Origin of the sequence: Clostridioides sp. ES-S-0006-03, assembly GCF_020662275.1 — a bacterium.
In the GTDB taxonomy this organism is placed as follows: Bacteria; Bacillota; Clostridia; order Peptostreptococcales; family Peptostreptococcaceae; genus Clostridioides.
Genome location: NZ_JADGMM010000003.1, coordinates 257,583 through 275,862 on the forward strand (window position 1 = coordinate 257,583; position 18,280 = coordinate 275,862).

An 18,280-nucleotide genomic window follows, 5' to 3' on the forward strand; every position below is an offset into this window, starting at 1 on the left:
TAATATTTAAGTTTATGTGAAGTTCTAATTCAGTATCTTTGCATACTTCTAATAGTTTTATTATTTACTCTTCATCATAATTTTTATTTTAAATTTGTTTTGATTTAACTAAATCTACTCCTTTAGTTGGATTCTTATTATTTTTAAATCAAAAGCACTTTTAAATACAAGTTTCATTATATTGATGTAAATTTTTAATGACTTGGAACTTAGTATATCTGATAAATTATTCACATAACGATATATATGTATTGTATCAATATCTTATACTCTCATTTTACCATGATAAAAGGTGATGTCTCAAAATAAAAATTTGAATCTTCTTCTTTTTTTATATAAAAACAGAAAAGGAGTTCCTAAGAACCCCTAATCTATATGATAATTGCTCTGTTAAAAAACAAAACTCACATTATAATTATATCGACTATGAATATTATAATTAATCGACAGTACCATTAGACATTGAAACAATTCTCCTCTAAGATGATTCAATAAGATTACTTAGCCTAATTATATATATCCATAAATATAAAATACTATTAGTCACAAACAATAACATACAAACAATAAGTAAAAATAAATATATTATATATACATATTATAAACCTCAAAAAATTCTTCAGTCGTAACTGTATCTAACCATTTTTTAGAAGGATATAAAAACTTATGCTGATTATCTTTAATAAGACTATCCTCTATAGTATCATAGATGCAAGATAGTAATGATGCAGACTTCACAAAAGAATTACAAAACTCCTTAGATACAAGAGATTTTAATACCTCTAACATAGTCTTTTCGTCTAATGATTTACTTGCAGTAATATAAGATGGCAATGCTATAGCCCCGTCATCAGGATATGACATAAATAAATCTTTATTATTAGCACGCTTTGCATATATACTAGGAGTTATAGCTAATCTATCCGAACCATTTTTTACATCATTAAATGATTGTATTGGCATATCTAGTATAGTTGAATTGGACAAAAATCTCTCTACATACTCTTTTCCATACCTACTCCAAATGGCTTTAACAACAGATTTCGCACCAGAGTTATTTATACCACCAATGACAGTTTTTGTATCAGTGTCAATTACGTTTTTTATAGAATCTATCAAACCCTTGTAATTCTGGTTATAAGAAAATACTAATGGTATAACTAAAAATGGAAGTAATCTTTCATCAAAATATATAGATGATGATTTAATCTCACTCTTAATATTGAAATAATTCGATAATGGATATAAGTTACTTGAAAACCTTGAATAGATATTCTTGTCTTCATACACTTCTAAATCTGTAGAAACTATAATATCTGGAATTAAAGCGTCTGGTTTTTTTAAATATTCATTAAGTTTGTAAGGATAACCTATACCAAAATAAGTTACCTCTAAATTAATATCCTTCTCTTTTAAAGACATAATTAAATTATCTAAATAGTTTTTCTCATATTTATGAAGTATACAAATATTGCTCCAATACAACCTAACATTTTTCATGAAGAGTCTCTCCTTTTCTTAATTTATATTGACATTCTAGTTGAAATTCATATATATCTTTAAGTTTGCCTAAGATTTCTTTTTCTTCGTTAGTCTTATTGATTACTTTGAAGATTGAACCATTTTTCATTATTATACGCTTCTCTGCTATAAGTGCTGTATGAGGGTCATGAGTAACTATAAAAATCAGTTTATCACTTTTCAATAAGATGTCTAAAGCAACATTTTTATTTATTCCAGCATTCTCTATTTCATCTATCAAAACAATAGGATTATTTGAAATGAGAGCAACATCTGCAATCATTAAGGCACGTGTCTGTCCCCCACTCAATGATGTAAGGTCTTGAGATAGGGAAATAGGTTCTGCTGTTATGGAATTTGCTACATCTAGTACTTCTTTTATTGAGACAGAAGTATTGTTTTTACATTCTTTATGTATAACTAAAAATTCCTCGACTGTAGAATCAAGAACAAACCTCATATTTTGGCTAAGATGAGAAATGAGATTTGTAGAAAATTTATTTCTTTCCTCAATAGCAACTTCCATATTATCAATGACTACTTTTCGATTAGTCAAAGAATCTTTATTGACAAACTGATCTATATCTTTGATTAACCTGCTTTTACCAGAACCAGTATTACCTACAATGGAATAAATATGACCTCTATAAAAAGTTAGAGATTCAAAGTTCTCTGTATTACCAAGTTTGTTTTTTCCAGGATATATGGTTATACTTTTCATTAAAATTCACCTCTAAAATTCATTTTAGAAACTATGCCTTGTTGGAATTCATCACCAATTCTACATTCTCCAATACAATAAGAACACACCCCACTTGGCATTGTATGTCTCAATAAATGTTCGTCATTGTTTAGAATATTAGCATTGTTTATATAGTTTGAAATTAGCTCTACACCAAAACCAACTAATCCATCTATAAAGAATATATTAGAATTAGGATTTATTTTTTTTATATTGAATGATATTATCTCTCTTTCTGCTTGTGATACCATGTCTATTTTACTTAGAACTATGGCATCACTTTCACTTAACATAGGACCTAGTTTTTGAGGAGTCTTAAAGCTAGATGTACAATCACATACACATATGTGTAGTGTTTTATTTGTTGCAGGTGAACACCTATTGCAAAGCCCAGCAGTTTCTATTAGTAAAATATCGCTACTTTTATTTTTAGCCCAAAGTATAAGTTCGTTTATGTTTGATATAAGAAAATGGTCTGGACATATGTCTTTACTAAGTCCAACAATATAAGGTATATTCAATTTTTTATATATTAAATCATCATCAGTAGCTAGACAATCTATCTTACATATTGAAGGGTTAAGCCCATTAGACTTAAGATATGGAATTAAATGTTTTATTAAAGCGGTCTTCCCTACAGAGGATGACCCAGAAATTAATATAGTTTTCATGGCTTATGTAAAGTCTCCTTTCATATTTTGTTAAGAGATATGATAGCATTAAAAACTACTAAAAATTGTATCAGATGAGACAATTAATAAATAAACTTGATTGAAAATAATTATCAATATTATTGAATTTTGGTAAATACTGTGATATTATTGCAATCAAAGTGAATATTTATCAGAAAAGGTGATGACTTTGAATGAGAAGGAAGTACTAATAAATAGTAAGTTATTTTCTGAAAGATACATTGTAGAAGATAAGATAAAAGCAAAGAGTTATAAAAAAGGTCAATTTATAAGTGATTTTTTTGATAAAGAATATTATGTAGGTGTAGTTAAAGCAGGACAAGTATCCATCTATTGTATATCGAGTGATGGAACTGAAGTTAACATGTCTATTCTAAAGGAAGGAGATGTTTTTGGAATTTCTAATATATTTGATGAAGAATCCTTAGATACTGTACTAAAATGCAAAAGTGATGTTTATGTAGTTTTTTATCCAAAAAAATGCTTTATAGATATGATGAAGTTGGACATTTCTGTAGCTTTAGAGTATTCAAGATATTGTAATAGAAAAATACAATTTTTACTGAGAAAGATAGAGTTTTTAAATATACAGTCTAGTAAAAAGAAAGTTATTGAATATTTACTAGAAAAAACTAGCAAAAATGACACTATCCTATTAGAATGTTCTAAGGAGGAGTTAAGTAAAAGGATTAGTGTAAGTCGAGCATCTTTATATAGGGAATTACAATCATTACAAAATGAAAATTGTTTAGAGTTTGGTAAAAAGTGTATAAAAATATTGAATAAAGAAAAGTTAACACAAATTCTATATGAAATATAAACTTAAATAACAGATTCTATATAAAATTAAATACTAGGAGGAAGGTTTTATGAAAAAGAAATTATCAATATTATTACTGGCATCATTAATAATAATTTCATTGGTAGGTTGTGCATCAAACCCACCAGAAAAACAAACAAAAGAAGAAACTAAAGTAGTTGCAAAGGTGACAGCACTAAAAGGTCCTACAGGAATGGGAATGGTTAAGATGATTGGCGATGAAAAGGATAAGAAAGAAAAAGATTATGAATTTTCAATAGCAAATTCTGTTGACGAAATTACACCTAAGCTTGTTAATAAAGAACTAGATATTGCTGCTATTCCCGCAAATCTATCATCTGTTTTATATAATAATAGCAATGGTGAAATAGAAACACTAGCCATTAATACTTTAGGAGTTTTATACATAATTGAGAATGGAAATTCTATAAACAATGTAAATGATTTAAAAGGCAAAACTATTTATTCTAGTGGTAAAGGCTCTACTCCTGAATATGCTTTGAATTACATATTGAAAGAAAATGGAATTGACCCAACTAAAGATGTCAACATAGAATACAAATCAGAACATACAGAATGTTTGGCGGCATTATTAAACGATAAAAATGGAATAGCACTACTTCCCCAACCTTTTGTAACAACAGCATTGACTAAGAGTGATAACTTAAGAGTAGCTTTGGATTTGACAAAAGAATGGGATACTTTAAATAAAGATAAAAATACTGAAAGTGCTTTAGTAACAGGAGTTGTTGTTGCACGAAAAGAGTTTGTTGATAAATATCCAGAAAAGGTTAAAAGTTTCTTAGAAGAATATAAGAAATCAGTTGATTTTACAAACAATAATATAGAAGAAGCTTCAAAACTTATTGAGGAAAATGAAATAGTTCCAGCACAGATAGCAAAAAAAGCAATTCCAAAGTGTAATATAACATTTATAGAAGGCAATACAATGAAAGATAAATTAAGTGGATACTTACAAGTACTTTATGATGCTAATCCAAAGTCAATAGGAGGAAAGATGCCAGGTGAAGATTTCTACTATACACAAGAAAATTAGTAAAACTCATATACTAGCAATAATCTTTTGGCTTATCGTTTGGCAAATAAGTAGTATGATAATTGGTCAGGAGATACTTTTAGTATCTCCTTTTTCATCTTTGAAAAGGTTATTCGAATTATCTATGAAGTTTGAGTTTTGGCAATCTATACTCTTTTCTTTTCTGAAAATAACAACAGGATTTATATTAGCCTTTATCATTGGAATAATATCTGCCATAATAGCATCTAATAAAAAAAATTTTAGGATACTTATTGAACCCTTAATACTTACAATACAATCTATACCAGTAGCTTCGTTCATAATATTATCTCTAATATGGATATCTTCAAAGAACCTGTCTATTTTTATATCCTTCTTGATGGTATTGCCAGTGGTATATAGAAATATCCTAGATGGAATAAATAGTATATCTAGAGAGTTAAATGATATGGCAAAAGTATTTAAAGTCAGTAAGATAAAAAAAATAAGGTACATATATTTGTCTGAGGTAGCACCATATCTAAGAGCAGCATGTAGTGTTTCTTTAGGTCTATGTTGGAAATCTGGAATAGCAGCAGAGATAATAGGAATGCCTGCTAATTCTATAGGTGAAAACTTATACAAAGCTAAAGTATACTTAAATACACCAGATTTATTTGCATGGACTATAGTTATCATTATAATAAGTATTTGCTTTCAAAAGGGATTTTTATCATTAATAGACTATTTATTAAAAAGATTGGAGATAAACTAAATGGATATAGTAATTGAGAATCTAAGTAAAAAATATAATGATAAGGTTGTTTTAGATAATTTTAATAATGTATTTAAAGATAATGCTATCTCATTTATAACAGGAACCTCTGGTATTGGTAAGACAACATTGATAAGAATATTAATGGGTTTGGAGAAAGCAGATAGCGGAAAAATTGTAGGTATTAGTAATAAAAAGATTAGTGCAGTATTCCAAGATGATAGTTTGTGTGAAAATCTAAGTGTGTCATTGAATATAAAGTTGGTATGTGAAAATCTGGGTAATTCAGAAATTGAAAGTGCCTTAGAGGTATTGGGCTTAAATGGTTGTATGAATAAAAGAGTAAGGGAATTAAGTGGTGGTATGAAAAGGAGGGTTGCAATATTAAGAGCTTTATTATATGATTTTGACTTGCTTATAATGGATGAGCCATTTAAAGGGCTGGATACAGAAACTAAGTATAAGGTTATGGATTTTGTAATAAGAAAGATGGAAAATAAGAGTGCTATAATAATTACTCATGATATGGATGATATAAAATACTTTAGAAATCATGAAAAGTTAATAATTGACTTTAAAATGCCTTCAATATATTGATTTTAAAGTCAACTAAAGTTTTTATATGAATGTTATTTCAAACTTACTAATTCTGTATACCAAAAAGGCTGTATGCAAATTTATTTTTACATAAAAAAGTACCTGCGATTAAAACAAGTACTTTACATATTTTTTCTAATTTGTGATATAATAAAAGCAAGAAGAACTACAATCTATTTGCAGTAGAGTGGAGTTCGTAAATTAGTGTTTCTTTTTGAACTTAATCTTTAGTTCAAAACTAAAGTCACTCCTGCCAGAGTGGCTTTTTACTTTTTTAAACAATTTATCAGTTAAGTAAACTATTAAACTGGCAACTAAACTTGCTAGTACACCTTGTAAAAAATTATCCACACATACTCACCTCCCTTCTATACGTTGGGAGGATAAGCTTTTGTATGAACTCCACTCTATAAATTGTAGATTACATCTTCTTGCTAAAACTATTATAACATATAATTCCTACATATTTTACCTATTATATAGTTATTTTCCTATCTCCTTCACCCTCTTTTTCTTTCCCTTTCTGCCTCTTTCATTGCTTTATATTCTATCTTATTATTTAATTATTATTGCTATCTAAATTCCTTGTATCTACTCTTTTTAATTTATCTATTTAATTAATGCCCTTACACATAAAAAAGAAGCATAGACAAGTTTATTTTATACAAACTCTATCTATACTCCTTACATATTCACATAAACTCTATCTATATAGACTTACTCTTTGCCTTACATATCATCTGAGTCATAGTACCCATAGGACAATAAACACACCATGAACGAGGCTTAAATAGTATCATCGTAATCAATCCAAGAACAGTCGATGTAAGCATAACACTATAAAAACCAAACGCAAACTGTACCACCCAAGGTGAAACTAAAGTCCCATGATATGCCCATTGCCAAGGCATCTTTATAGTCCAAAGCAAAGTCACTACCTCTTTAAAATTTCTACTACCCTCAAACACTAGATAAGTTGAAAAAAGCATATTAGCGAACATCACCATAAAAAATGTCAAAAAACCATATCTAAACCACTTACTTCTAATAAATTTAGGAATATCTTTATTTCTTGACAACTTTAATTTATTTCCAAGCAAATTAAACAGCTGTCCTCTTCCACAATACTTATTGCAGTACGCTTTATTTCCTTTAATAATAGAAATAAGCAATGGAACAAAGAAACAAATTAACCCAATCCAAGCGAAAATAATATTTACAAATCCCAATATCAAATATATAGAAGAAAAAATCCATAAATAGTCATACCAGTGTTTTTTATTATTCATGACACTTACCTTCTTCCTCTTTTAATATTGTTATAATCTCAATCACAGATGCTGGACATACCTTCTTACAAATACCACATCCAACACATAAGTCTCTATCAATTTTTGCACTAATACCATATGGTACTGAGATAGCTCTCCTTGGACAGACTTTTATACAGCTACCACAGGCTACACACTCATTTTCTAAAATATTTGCATACTTCTTTTTTTTATTAGACATAATAACCTCCCTGTATTATTAATCTATAAGAATTATAACAATATATTTACTTTTTATCTGTGACTTAATCACATAAGATATCGAGATTAGAAATTATACTCTAATTGTAGAAGGATTTTAAGTAAATAAACGACATTGAGTTGTTCAAATAATCATAACTTTATACACATTCTTACTCTATTATTCACAGTTTAAACTTAATTATAGTCGTAACTTTATACACATCACACTTACCTTATCCACAATATATCTATTTTTTTCTAACAATGTACCTGACATTAATAACACTCATATCAAACATTCTAGCTAATTCCATATAATTTTTTCCATTAAACAATTTAATCATAAGCTCATTTCTAGCCTCTTTTAAAGCACCCTCCACTGTCTTAATATAAAAATATGTTCCCCCACTTTGTTGACACAATTTCAGATACTCCAATAAATTATACTTATGTAACTCCTTTGGAATACTCACTTCTATATTGTGTTCTTCAAGCAATTCTATGATTTCCTCTAATTCTAACATCTTTTCACCTCATATTTTATATTATTTTTCGACTTTCAATAAGCTTGTTATGGCTATCTCATTACTCTAATAATTTAGTTCTTGAAAATGCAACCTATCCCCATAGTAACAAAAATGCTTATGCCTAGTCTGTCCATCCCTACACTTCGCAACTATTAAATCAACAATCTTAATTCCCCTGTACTCTGCTTCTCTAACTAATTCCTCACTTTCTCTTATATCTTTTACTGCTTCTTCATAATCACTCCCTTTTAATTGATGTATATAAACCACATTGTTGCTATCGTGGTAGATGGCTTTACTATCCCTCATAGGTCTATCTCCATAAGGTCTAAAATCTTTCATTTCATCATTTAATTGACTTAACTGAATTATTGGTATATCAAAATCCAAAGTCATACTTTTTAATTCTCTAGAAAAAGTGGCTACTTCTCTTTCTCTTTTTTCCATACTTTTTTGAGATGTAAGAAGTTGCACATAATCAACAATTAATAAGTCTGGCTTTATTTGCCTTATCCTCTTTCTAATTGCACTGATTGTGTCTATCTTGTCATTTATATAAATTAAGTTATTCTCACGTAAATCTCCTATTGCATTTACAATTAGTTTCCAATCACTTTCACTTATCTCTTTAGATTTCATATTTCTTGTACTTACTCCTGTTATCTTGCATATATTTCTCATAAACACTTGCTCACTTGTCATTTCTCTACTTATAAATAGAGTCTTTTTCCCTTGCTTGGCCGAATTTAACATTATTTGAAGAGCTAAAGCAGTCTTTCCAACCCCTGATTTAGCTGCTATTGTCGTTAGCTCTCCTTTAAAAAGACCTCCTATAGTCGAATCAAGCAAACTTATCCCAAACTTAAATCCAACATCCTTTTTACTTTCTAAAAAATCAAGGACTTTTTCTGCTATGCTATGTACATCATCATTTTCATAAGTATCTTTGTCCAAGATTTTTCTTATATTATTTTCAAATTTATAGATGCAAGTATCAATATTTTCTCCAAAGTTTATGCCTTCCAAGAGTCTTTGACAATTTTGATTTATGCTTCTTCTTGCTAAGTTTTCTTTTAAAATTTTTATATAACCATCAATACCAAAAGTTTGACCCCATGTAATTACACTAGTTAAACTACTCATTTTAATTGCTAAAGATTTCTCATCTATCTTTGATTTTACAGTTGCTACATCAATTATTATATTTTCTTTTCTAAGTTCTTTCATGATTTTAAATATTTCAATGCATGTAGAGTTCATAAACATATTTTCATTTAAGTCATCTAGTTTGTAGTTTAATTTATTGTCTAAAATAATTGTGCCTAAAATAGCCTGCTCTATTTCAACAGCTTTTGATTTAACCATATAAATTAATCTCGCTTTCCTCTTAAGTTTTATATTTTAATATTATTAAGTCTTTTATTTTTATATTAGATTTCAACGATATTGTCAGTTAGAAATATACTTTTAATTATAAAAGATATAAATATATTACTAGTTAGAAATGCATTATCAGCTATAAAAAGGTATAAATGCATGGTCAGTTGTAAAATGTGTAAATACATGTTAGCTAGAAACACATTATCATCTATAAAATATATAAATTCATTCCACCTATAAACGCATTATCAGACTAATTAAAATTCACAGATTGGATTCCAATACCTTGCATTTTCATGTTTTTTTCTTTCACGATTGCTGTCGTCATACGTGGTATAGTCAGAATACATATAATTATTACTGCTATTATTGTCGCTCTTTTTACACTGGTAAACATCACTTTGATTTTTTACAGATATGTTTTCATTAACATAGGATTCAAATTTATGGCTAAATAAGGTCTCTGGTCTTATATACATTTCCATTATGGTATCTTTCCACTTAGCTACTTTTACCTCAATAACTTTGTAGAAATCTTCTAAGACATAACCTTCCTTTAGTCTTTCGTTGATAAGTTTTATGCTCGTTGGAGAATTGATTTTAAAGTTTTTTCCTGTTTTTTTATTTAGCATATTTATAATGCTTTGCTGTATATTTTTTTTATTAAATTTATTTAAGGATTCTTTTTTATTTGTTACAAACTTATCTTCTTTTTGTGTATCATGAATATTATCAAAACCACTCTTTTTACCATCTCTATTCATGCTACTAAATACTTTACTATTACTTAATTTTATAGCATTTTTACTTTGATTATCTTCTATGTCATTTTTAGTTATTTTATCTATGTCATTACATGTTTCATTAAATCTAACATTTGAAGACCTCGATTTTAAATTAGAGTTTTCGATTTTAAGTTCTTCTCCAATAAGTGTTTTTTTGGTATAATCTTTAATTTTATTAGTTACATTAGTAAAATTAATAACAGATTTTTCAGAGTTGATATTTTCATTGTTGATATTTTCATTATTAGAACTAGTATTTTTACTAGAATTTTTTATTCCACTAGAAGCTAAGTCATTGCTTTTTTTATTAGCAGAATTATTCTTACTACTTAATATATTACAGTCAGCACAGTTACTACATTCTGTATTATCATAAGCACTATTGTACTTTGACATTCCACCACCATAAATACAATCTTCATCAATACAACCTTTATTTTCAATATTTCCATAATTATACTCTAAATTACTGAATTCATAGTTCTCAACACTGTTATAGTTAAAATCTATAGTTTCATCACTATCAAGTAAATTTTCACTAGTACTATCAAATAAATCTTCACTAATTTCTGAACTGATATAGCTATATATAGAATGCATCTTCCCCCTTGTTCCCTTAGACACAAGCCTTATTACTCCTAAATCTGAAAACTCTCTTACAAGCCTACTTATAGTAGAAATAGAAAGTTGTAAATCTGTAGCAGTTCTTCTTACTGTCATATAAAATTGACCTCTTGGTAAAGTACCTTGCAATCTCTGTATATTTTCTTTTCTCATTATATAATGATTAAATCTTATTTTATTAATATCATTTGTTATATCAAAGCCTAATACTACTGAATTCAATTTATAAAATCCATTATTCATATCTACTAACCCCTTTTCTACTAATAAGTAATCATTTCTCAATAATTATTACTTTATATAGATAACATAAAGTTTAAATTTAAATATATATTTATTTTAATATATTTTAAATATACTTATTAATCCCTTAAAATCCCTATTTATATTCTTAAATATGCAAATATATTATGTCATATTTATTTATATTTTTTTATTTATATAGCTTATTTATTGTTTTTTCCCCTTTATACAAGCAATTGTATCATTTTGTTTATTTTTTATCCAACAAATATTTTCGACTATTTTTTTTGAATTCTCAATATATCTCCATTATTTAACAGAATATTTTATAGAATATACAATCTATTTAAATTAATAGGCAATAAATTTAGTAATTTTGTCTAAAAAAACTTTATAAAATGTCTTTTACCTACTTCACACTTAATCTTTACAAAATACTTTGTATAACAACTTATATACTGTTTTCATTTATTATTCGCTTAATATTGCTTACACACATGTTGTGTTTAATGGCGAGCTCCCCATAATTAACCCCATTAAATTGTCTCACTATCTCCCTATTTCTTGCATATCTAAAAATCCCCTTACATGTAGGTATATAAGTGTTTGTACCTCCATACAATTTAGCAATCTCTACAAACTTATCAATACCCACTATTTCCACCATTGCATGAAACTGAACTGGTATATCTTCTAATTTTACTTTCATAAACTACACTCTCCTTTAAAATATTTTTAATAACTTTAGTAGCTTTAATAAAGATTTTAATGGTTTAAGAGTAAAATGTTAATATTGGACTTTTAACTTTTTTATTTACAGATTAAATTTAATAATTTTTTTAACATAAACCTTAGACTAAAACGAACACTTTTAAAGCATTTTTAATATAATAATATTTTTCCAGAAGGAGCATATAGCTATATATCACTTTTAAATTCAACAATAAAAAAAGCAGTAAACCTTAATCGATTTACTGCTTTGGTAATTTAAAATTAAAAAATACAAGTTAAAACACTTTAAATTTACAACTTAATAGCACACTCCATTGCAAGCTCAAAAGTATGTACTTTTTGTGAAATAGGATGTATAGTTAATCCTCGTTGTTCCCATACATCTGAATTTAGATTATCACAAGCATAAACAAACTGTGAAAATATAACATTTCTAAATTGTGCTGCGACAGCTACAGCAGCACATTCCATATCAACTGCAATACACCCCTGTGTCTTCCGTGTAAGTATTTTATTAGGTGTTTCACGATATGGAGCATCAGTAGTCCATATTTTACCTTTTATGTATGATAATCCTTTTCTTTTAAATACAGATTCAATAACTTTAACTCCATGTGGGTTAAGTATAATTTCACCAGAGACTGGTTGATAATGATAACTTGTGCCCTCATCATGGATAGCTGATGTTGGAATGATTAGATACGCATCATCAATAGAATTGTCTAACACACCACATTCTCCACAGATAAATATCTTCTTTGCTCCTAACTCAACTAATTCTTCAAAGTTGGTTACACATGCTGTTGCACCTACCATAACCTGACAAATTCCAATTCTTACATTCTTGAAAAATACTTCATAAATTGGTATATCTCCAGCAACATTAATTAAACGACCTATTTTTTTACCATTATACTTTTCAACAATTGTTTGTATCATAGATTTTGAAAATTCACATACGATAGTCTCAGGAAAATGACAATCAGGTTTTTCTATTACATATTCTGACATCAAAATCTCTCCCAAATCAGAGTCAAACTGTTCCAACAGAATTTCACTCACAATATAACCTCCTCTCAAAATTTAGTATAGCATATTGTTGTTCAATATCGTGTTCCTGTTCAACATATGGAGTATATTATATCACGATGAACTAGCTAAAATAATTAAAGGTATATACTTACAATCTAGCTACTGGACACAGATACTGGATACATCTAGATAGTTCATTCTAAACAAACATATTAAACATTTTATCCCCTCTAGAAAATATTCTAAGCAAAATCAATAAAAAACTATTGCACATAGAGCATACAAACATTCAATCAATCATTAAAATATATATACTTATAAAGTTTTCTATAAGATTTTAACAAAAAATCTTAAGAAATTACGGTTTAACTCCTATATTATCTTATATGATACTATAGATTTAACAAAGAAAGTCGACAAATCTTTGAAATTAAATTTTTAGGAGGTAGTTTTATGGCAGTTGTTTCAACAAAAAATTTATCTAGTATAAAACTGAAATTGGATGCTGGTTTTGATGATAAGGGTAAGGCAGTTATTAAAAGTAAATCTTTCGCAAATGTAAAGGCAGAGGCATCAAATGATGATGTTTATGCAGTTGCAGAAGCAATCGCAAATCTTCAAGAAAATCCTATTGTAGATATTTTAAAACTAGATAGCACATCACTATCTAAATAGTAACTTTCAAATATAGTCTATACTAATGATTATAGTCTACATTAAAATTCATCAACTATTTATATATCATGTTCAATATATAATACACTTGATATTATATAAATTTAACAAATTATACACTTAATATATTGATACTTTAAGCAGTTTAATATCTTAAGTAATTTAAATATGTTCGTAAATTAAACATGTTAGTTATTTTAAATACTGCTTTGCTTTAAGTATAACAATACCAGAGTATTTTCTACCCTAACAATAATTAAAATACTTAAAGCAATTAAAAAAATAAATTATTATCGTGGAGGTAACTGTATGGAGATTAAGAAAAAATTAGTCATGAGTTTCAAGAATACAAAGGATAAACAAGTTTCTTTTTCTATAGAAAATCCAAAGGAGGACTTAACTGAAGAAAATATAAAATCTGCTATGGATTTGATAGTATCTAAAAATGTTTTTTCAGTTGGAGGATTTGACCTTGCTTCTGCTGTTGAAGCTAAGATTGTAGAAACTAATACTACTCCTTATGACCTAGTTTAGGATGGGAGGTAATTTTATGGATGATAGTTTACAATTGTTAATAACTAATGTTGGTTTTCCTATAGCTCTATCCATGTATTTATTGGTTAGAATTGAGGGCAAATTGAACACACTATCTAACAGCATTGATGTACTATCTAAAAATATTTTGACATTTGAGAAGTAATTTGACAACATATGTAAGTCATAAGATAGGTCTATTTGTATAATAATTAGAGATATTCTATGAAAAGTACTACGATATTTGGATAACATTTCCAAATAGTCGTAGTATTTTTTCGAATTTTACCACTTTAAATTTGAATTTTACTATTTTAAATTTGAATTTAACTGTACTTAATTTGAAATTTAGCACTCATCTAGTTGGACTCAATAAAATATAATGCTATTCTAATGACAGTAATAAAATGAGGTGATAATTAATGAAAATACATGTCGAACAATCCACTAATTTTGATGATATTGAAATAATTATAAAATGCTCTGCCATTGACAATAATATTGAAAAAATAATTTCACTACTAAATACACCATTACTAGATATAAATGGTAAAAAAGCAGGAGAAATTTATAAGCTTAATATTTGCGATATTTTATACTTTGAGACAGTTGGCAATAAGACATTTGCTTACTATAAAGATGATGTATTTGAAGTTGACCTAAAAATATATGAATTATCAAACCGATTACACAATACATCTTTTTTACGAATATCTAAATCTATGATTTTAAATATGGATTACCTAGAAAGTATAAAAGTAATATCACATAATCGCATGCAAGCTACTTTATCAAATAATGAAAAAGTTATTATAAATCGCCGTTACATAAAAAATATTAGAGATAAGCTAAATATTTAATAAAAATTATAAAAATCGAAAATATTTTATTAATATCACTAATTATCTACTTATTAATCAACTTTATAGTCAAAATAAAATAAATATAAATTAAACCACTATTAACAAAATGAAAGGATAGTGAACATAAGATGCAATTATATAATCCCCATTTTAATTCAGATAAAAATTTAATTTTTTTCTTTACAAGCACTCTATTATGGACTTGGCTATTTAGCTTTACACCTGTATTATTAGGAGTTACAAATACCATGCTTGGAAAACTTCTTTTTTACTTCGCATATACAGCCCCTTCTGTCATAGGGCTACTTTTTATTTTCACAATATATCCAAATAGCGCAAGAAAAGATTTTCTTTACAGGAGCTTTAGCTTCAAAGAAATAGGAGTAAAATGGCCATTATTAACAGTACTCTTTTTTGCTTTAATTGTAATTTGTTCTTTACTAATAGGAAAATATTTTCATCTAGAAATTAATGATGTGGATTGGATGCACATAGCTATTTATACACCTTATAAAATACCACTTATGCTATTTATAAGCTTTATACTAAGTATACTTAGCCAAGGATTTGGATGGATAGGGTATTCTCTTGATAAATTATTAGTCAGATTTGGATTTACAGGTGCTTCAATTATTTTAGGTACTATTTGTGGAGTTTGGTATTTGGGATGGTATCTTACACCTGGTCAAATCCCATATAATCTACTGCAATATTCTTTATTTGATGCACTTTTATTTATACCATCTACTATACTTCTAAACTTTGTTATTACATTTGTATATATTAATACACATAGAAGTATTTTAGCAGGTGGATTTGTACATATGATGTGTGACTTCTTTACCATTCAACTATATTCTTACTACCCTATTGAAGCCTACGTAATGGCTCAATATGTAAAAATAATATTTTGCCTCATATTAATTATTTACATAATTTCTTCTACTAAATTTAAACAGAAAATTAATTCTGAAATTGAGAAGATAAAATCAGACGAATTTGAATTTGAGTTAGACTGCTGATTATAGATTAAACTGATAATTAAATGCATTTTCCTAAACACTTGAAGTATACAAAAACAAAATATATACTGATTATAAGTGAGAAGGGGGTCATATTTTCATGTTTAAAATTGGAGAATTTTCAAAACTAACACAAGTCTCTATTCGAATGTTACGTTATTATGATGAACTTGGTATTCTAAAACCAGCAAAGATAGATAAATACACAGGTTATCGCCTATACTCTGCTGACCAAATTTCAACTTTACAAAGAATTATTTTACTAAGAGATTCAAAATTTACTGTTTCAGAGATATCAAATATTATTCATAATTGGAACGACGAACTTGTGATTAAAGAATTGAATCGAAAAAAAATTGAAATACAAGATGAAGTTAAAAAAGAACAACAAAGAATAAATAATATTAATAAATTGATTAAGGCTATAGATGACAATAAAGATGAGATTCATTACAATGTTATCTTTAAGGAAATTCCCAGTTATAAGATTATCTCGCTTAGAGAAATAATTCCAGACTATCACCATGAAGGTATACTGTGGGAAAAATTATATGAATTTATTAAAGAAGAACATATAGAAATATCCCACCAAGCAAGCAACAATATAGCACTTTATCATGATGAAGAACTGAAAGATTGTGGTGTAGATATAGAGGTTGGAACGGTTGTAAAGAAATTAGGAAAAAACAAATCTGGATTTATATATCGTGAGACAGAGGCAGTTGATATGATGGCATGTAGTATGGTATATGGCCCATATGAAAATATAGCTGGTGGGTATGAGTCATTTGCTTACTGGCTGGATAAAAATAGTGATTATAAAATGTCTGGTATCAATAGGCAAATTGGTCATAAAGGGGTTCATAATGAGGAAAATCCTGAAAACTATCTTACAGAAATTCAGATACCAGTAATAAAAGTTAAATAGATTTCAATATAAATATTTACATATTAATGTTCAAAGGTCTTATTATACGTCTTAATAAGACCTTTAAACATTATATTATAGCTTACACCCACTTATGTATAGCTGTTATAGCTCAAACTTTGAAGTCAAAATCTCTCTCTAGACCTTTTTAATTTAGGTATCTCAAAGTAATATCTTTTTTTTGAATACGACTAATTCTCGAGTTAAATAAGAACTTAATTATGGTATATATAATATTTAGCAAAATAAAAATAAACAAAATTACAAATATATTACATTGAAAAGGAATATAGTCATTTGTTGATAAAGATAAACTTTTATGAATGAACTTACAGATTTCAATACTTGGTATAGGTAAAATGATAAAAGCAAACACCCAATAATACAGCCTAATATTTGGCATATTACATCGCTAGTACGATTTGAAACATTATTCTCTTCAAGTTTAGATATTCGTTCTGATATATTTTGTATATGGGCTTTTCCTATCTCTGGTATCTCTGTTATATTGTTTGTATAAATACCATTGTAAGAGTTTTGTGATAGATTTAATAGTTTTTTCAAATTACTTTTTGATGTGTATATAGAATCATTATCTGCATTTTGTGCAATATCGTAAACATGAAGTGATATTTCTATATTATTTTTATTATCTACAGAAAAATATCAAGTTGAATGAACTCCTGTAAATCATGTATTTAACAAGACAATTATAAAAAAACTGCCCCCTACTACCCTCCTTAAAAACTAGCACTCCATTGACATATAAAAGCTTTCGTGATAGTACCTAAACGTGTATTAAACACGTTTAATTTTTTTATGAGGAATTCTTAAGGGGAAAAATAAATCTGGATTTATATATCATTAGGCAGAAGCAGTTGATATGGTGGCATGTAGTATGTCTATGGTCTATATGAAAATATAGCTGCTGGGTAATAAGTCATTCGCTTACTGGCTAGATAAAAATAGTGATTATAAAATGTCTCTCTAAGCTCACAAGATACCTTCCTAAATGTAAAAAAGCTATACACATCCCAATACCGAGCAGATGTATAGCTTCTTTGTTTTAATTACTCTGTTTTTGTTTATTTATAACAACTATTTATGTAACTTTCAGACATTTACTAAAATATATTAATTATTTGTTTACATTTGTCTAAAATTAATATACAAACTCTTTTCTAGTTAAACCAGTTACATAATTTATATTTCATCAAATACTTTAGTAAGCATATATGTATACAAGATTATGTTTA

At 27.4% G+C, this 18,280-nt stretch carries 21 protein-coding genes; 10 read left to right on the forward strand and 11 right to left on the reverse strand.

Going from position 1 to position 18,280, the window contains the following annotated elements:
- Positions 1 to 585: 585 nt before the first annotated feature.
- The 3 genes from IR151_RS05595 to IR151_RS05605 are packed head-to-tail and all read right to left on the reverse strand — an operon-like array spanning position 586 to position 2,934.
- Positions 586 to 1,500 (reverse strand): hypothetical protein, encoded by a 915-nt coding sequence (locus tag IR151_RS05595; RefSeq protein ID WP_227433531.1) that lies wholly within the window; start codon positions 1,498 to 1,500, stop codon positions 586 to 588.
- Complete coding sequence (locus tag IR151_RS05600) at positions 1,487 to 2,242, reverse strand: ATP-binding cassette domain-containing protein (protein ID WP_227433532.1); 756 nt, start codon at positions 2,240 to 2,242, stop codon at positions 1,487 to 1,489. Before IR151_RS05600 ends, IR151_RS05595 begins: the two co-directional genes overlap by 14 nt.
- Positions 2,242 to 2,934, reverse strand: a complete 693-nt coding sequence (locus tag IR151_RS05605) for a GTP-binding protein (protein WP_227433533.1) — start codon at positions 2,932 to 2,934, stop codon at positions 2,242 to 2,244. Before IR151_RS05605 ends, IR151_RS05600 begins: the two co-directional genes overlap by 1 nt.
- 190 nt (positions 2,935 to 3,124) lie before the next feature.
- On the opposite strand from IR151_RS05605, the gene IR151_RS05610 reads away from it, so the two are divergent.
- Genes IR151_RS05610 through IR151_RS05625 form a run of 4 tightly spaced genes read left to right on the forward strand, consistent with a single transcriptional unit; the run spans position 3,125 to position 6,165 of the window.
- Positions 3,125 to 3,775, forward strand: a complete 651-nt coding sequence (locus IR151_RS05610) for a Crp/Fnr family transcriptional regulator (RefSeq protein WP_227433534.1) — start codon at positions 3,125 to 3,127, stop codon at positions 3,773 to 3,775.
- A gap of 49 nt (positions 3,776 to 3,824) precedes the next feature.
- Positions 3,825 to 4,832 carry an ABC transporter substrate-binding protein gene (locus IR151_RS05615; RefSeq protein WP_227433535.1) on the forward strand — a complete coding sequence of 336 codons (1,008 nt, stop codon included), beginning with the start codon at positions 3,825 to 3,827 and terminating at the stop codon, positions 4,830 to 4,832.
- Positions 4,801 to 5,568 carry an ABC transporter permease subunit gene (locus tag IR151_RS05620; protein ID WP_227433536.1) on the forward strand — a complete coding sequence of 256 codons (768 nt, stop codon included), beginning with the start codon at positions 4,801 to 4,803 and terminating at the stop codon, positions 5,566 to 5,568. The genes IR151_RS05615 and IR151_RS05620 overlap by 32 nt, the downstream gene beginning before the upstream one ends.
- The gene (locus tag IR151_RS05625; RefSeq protein WP_227433537.1) at positions 5,569 to 6,165 is read left to right on the forward strand and encodes an ATP-binding cassette domain-containing protein; all 597 of its coding nucleotides are present in this window, start codon (positions 5,569 to 5,571) and stop codon (positions 6,163 to 6,165) included.
- Positions 6,166 to 6,366: 201 nt separating this feature from the next.
- Here IR151_RS05625 and IR151_RS05630 read toward each other — a convergent pair whose 3' ends face one another.
- The 8 genes from IR151_RS05630 to IR151_RS05665 form a co-directional block, all read right to left on the reverse strand.
- Positions 6,367 to 6,516 (reverse strand): type I toxin-antitoxin system toxin, encoded by a 150-nt coding sequence (locus IR151_RS05630; RefSeq protein ID WP_227433538.1) that lies wholly within the window; start codon positions 6,514 to 6,516, stop codon positions 6,367 to 6,369.
- 356 nt (positions 6,517 to 6,872) lie between these two features.
- Positions 6,873 to 7,454 carry a 4Fe-4S binding protein gene (locus IR151_RS05635; RefSeq protein WP_227433539.1) on the reverse strand — a complete coding sequence of 194 codons (582 nt, stop codon included), beginning with the start codon at positions 7,452 to 7,454 and terminating at the stop codon, positions 6,873 to 6,875.
- Positions 7,447 to 7,677: a 4Fe-4S dicluster-binding protein gene (locus IR151_RS05640; RefSeq protein WP_227433540.1), complete on the reverse strand. Its 231-nt coding sequence runs from the start codon at positions 7,675 to 7,677 to the stop codon at positions 7,447 to 7,449. The genes IR151_RS05635 and IR151_RS05640 overlap by 8 nt, the downstream gene beginning before the upstream one ends.
- Positions 7,678 to 7,927: 250 nt before the next feature.
- Positions 7,928 to 8,203 (reverse strand): Mor transcription activator family protein, encoded by a 276-nt coding sequence (locus IR151_RS05645; protein WP_227433541.1) that lies wholly within the window; start codon positions 8,201 to 8,203, stop codon positions 7,928 to 7,930.
- A gap of 66 nt (positions 8,204 to 8,269) precedes the next feature.
- Complete coding sequence (locus IR151_RS05650) at positions 8,270 to 9,571, reverse strand: DnaB-like helicase C-terminal domain-containing protein (RefSeq protein ID WP_227433542.1); 1,302 nt, start codon at positions 9,569 to 9,571, stop codon at positions 8,270 to 8,272.
- A 272-nt stretch (positions 9,572 to 9,843) separates the two neighbouring features.
- Positions 9,844 to 11,238: a conserved phage C-terminal domain-containing protein gene (locus IR151_RS05655; protein WP_227433543.1), complete on the reverse strand. Its 1,395-nt coding sequence runs from the start codon at positions 11,236 to 11,238 to the stop codon at positions 9,844 to 9,846.
- Positions 11,239 to 11,689: 451 nt separating this feature from the next.
- Positions 11,690 to 11,947: a Mor transcription activator family protein gene (locus IR151_RS05660; protein WP_227433544.1), complete on the reverse strand. Its 258-nt coding sequence runs from the start codon at positions 11,945 to 11,947 to the stop codon at positions 11,690 to 11,692.
- Positions 11,948 to 12,261: 314 nt separating this feature from the next.
- Positions 12,262 to 13,032: a nucleoside phosphorylase gene (locus IR151_RS05665; protein WP_227433545.1), complete on the reverse strand. Its 771-nt coding sequence runs from the start codon at positions 13,030 to 13,032 to the stop codon at positions 12,262 to 12,264.
- A gap of 423 nt (positions 13,033 to 13,455) precedes the next feature.
- Between IR151_RS05665 and IR151_RS05670 the strand changes: the two genes are divergently transcribed.
- From IR151_RS05670 to IR151_RS05695, 6 genes are all read left to right on the forward strand, one after another.
- Positions 13,456 to 13,677, forward strand: a complete 222-nt coding sequence (locus tag IR151_RS05670) for a DUF1659 domain-containing protein (protein WP_227433546.1) — start codon at positions 13,456 to 13,458, stop codon at positions 13,675 to 13,677.
- A 309-nt stretch (positions 13,678 to 13,986) separates the two neighbouring features.
- Positions 13,987 to 14,211, forward strand: coding sequence for a DUF2922 domain-containing protein (locus tag IR151_RS05675; RefSeq protein ID WP_227433547.1), 225 nt, complete (start codon positions 13,987 to 13,989; stop codon positions 14,209 to 14,211).
- A gap of 16 nt (positions 14,212 to 14,227) precedes the next feature.
- Positions 14,228 to 14,377 carry a YvrJ family protein gene (locus tag IR151_RS05680; protein ID WP_227433548.1) on the forward strand — a complete coding sequence of 50 codons (150 nt, stop codon included), beginning with the start codon at positions 14,228 to 14,230 and terminating at the stop codon, positions 14,375 to 14,377.
- A 256-nt stretch (positions 14,378 to 14,633) separates the two neighbouring features.
- A complete protein-coding gene (locus IR151_RS05685; RefSeq protein ID WP_227433549.1) occupies positions 14,634 to 15,071 on the forward strand; it encodes a LytTR family DNA-binding domain-containing protein in 438 nt (145 codons plus the stop codon).
- 251 nt (positions 15,072 to 15,322) lie between these two features.
- A complete protein-coding gene (locus IR151_RS05690; protein ID WP_227433550.1) occupies positions 15,323 to 16,096 on the forward strand; it encodes a CPBP family intramembrane metalloprotease in 774 nt (257 codons plus the stop codon).
- A gap of 100 nt (positions 16,097 to 16,196) precedes the next feature.
- Positions 16,197 to 17,024: a MerR family transcriptional regulator gene (locus IR151_RS05695; protein ID WP_227433551.1), complete on the forward strand. Its 828-nt coding sequence runs from the start codon at positions 16,197 to 16,199 to the stop codon at positions 17,022 to 17,024.
- Positions 17,025 to 18,280: the final 1,256 nt, after the last annotated feature.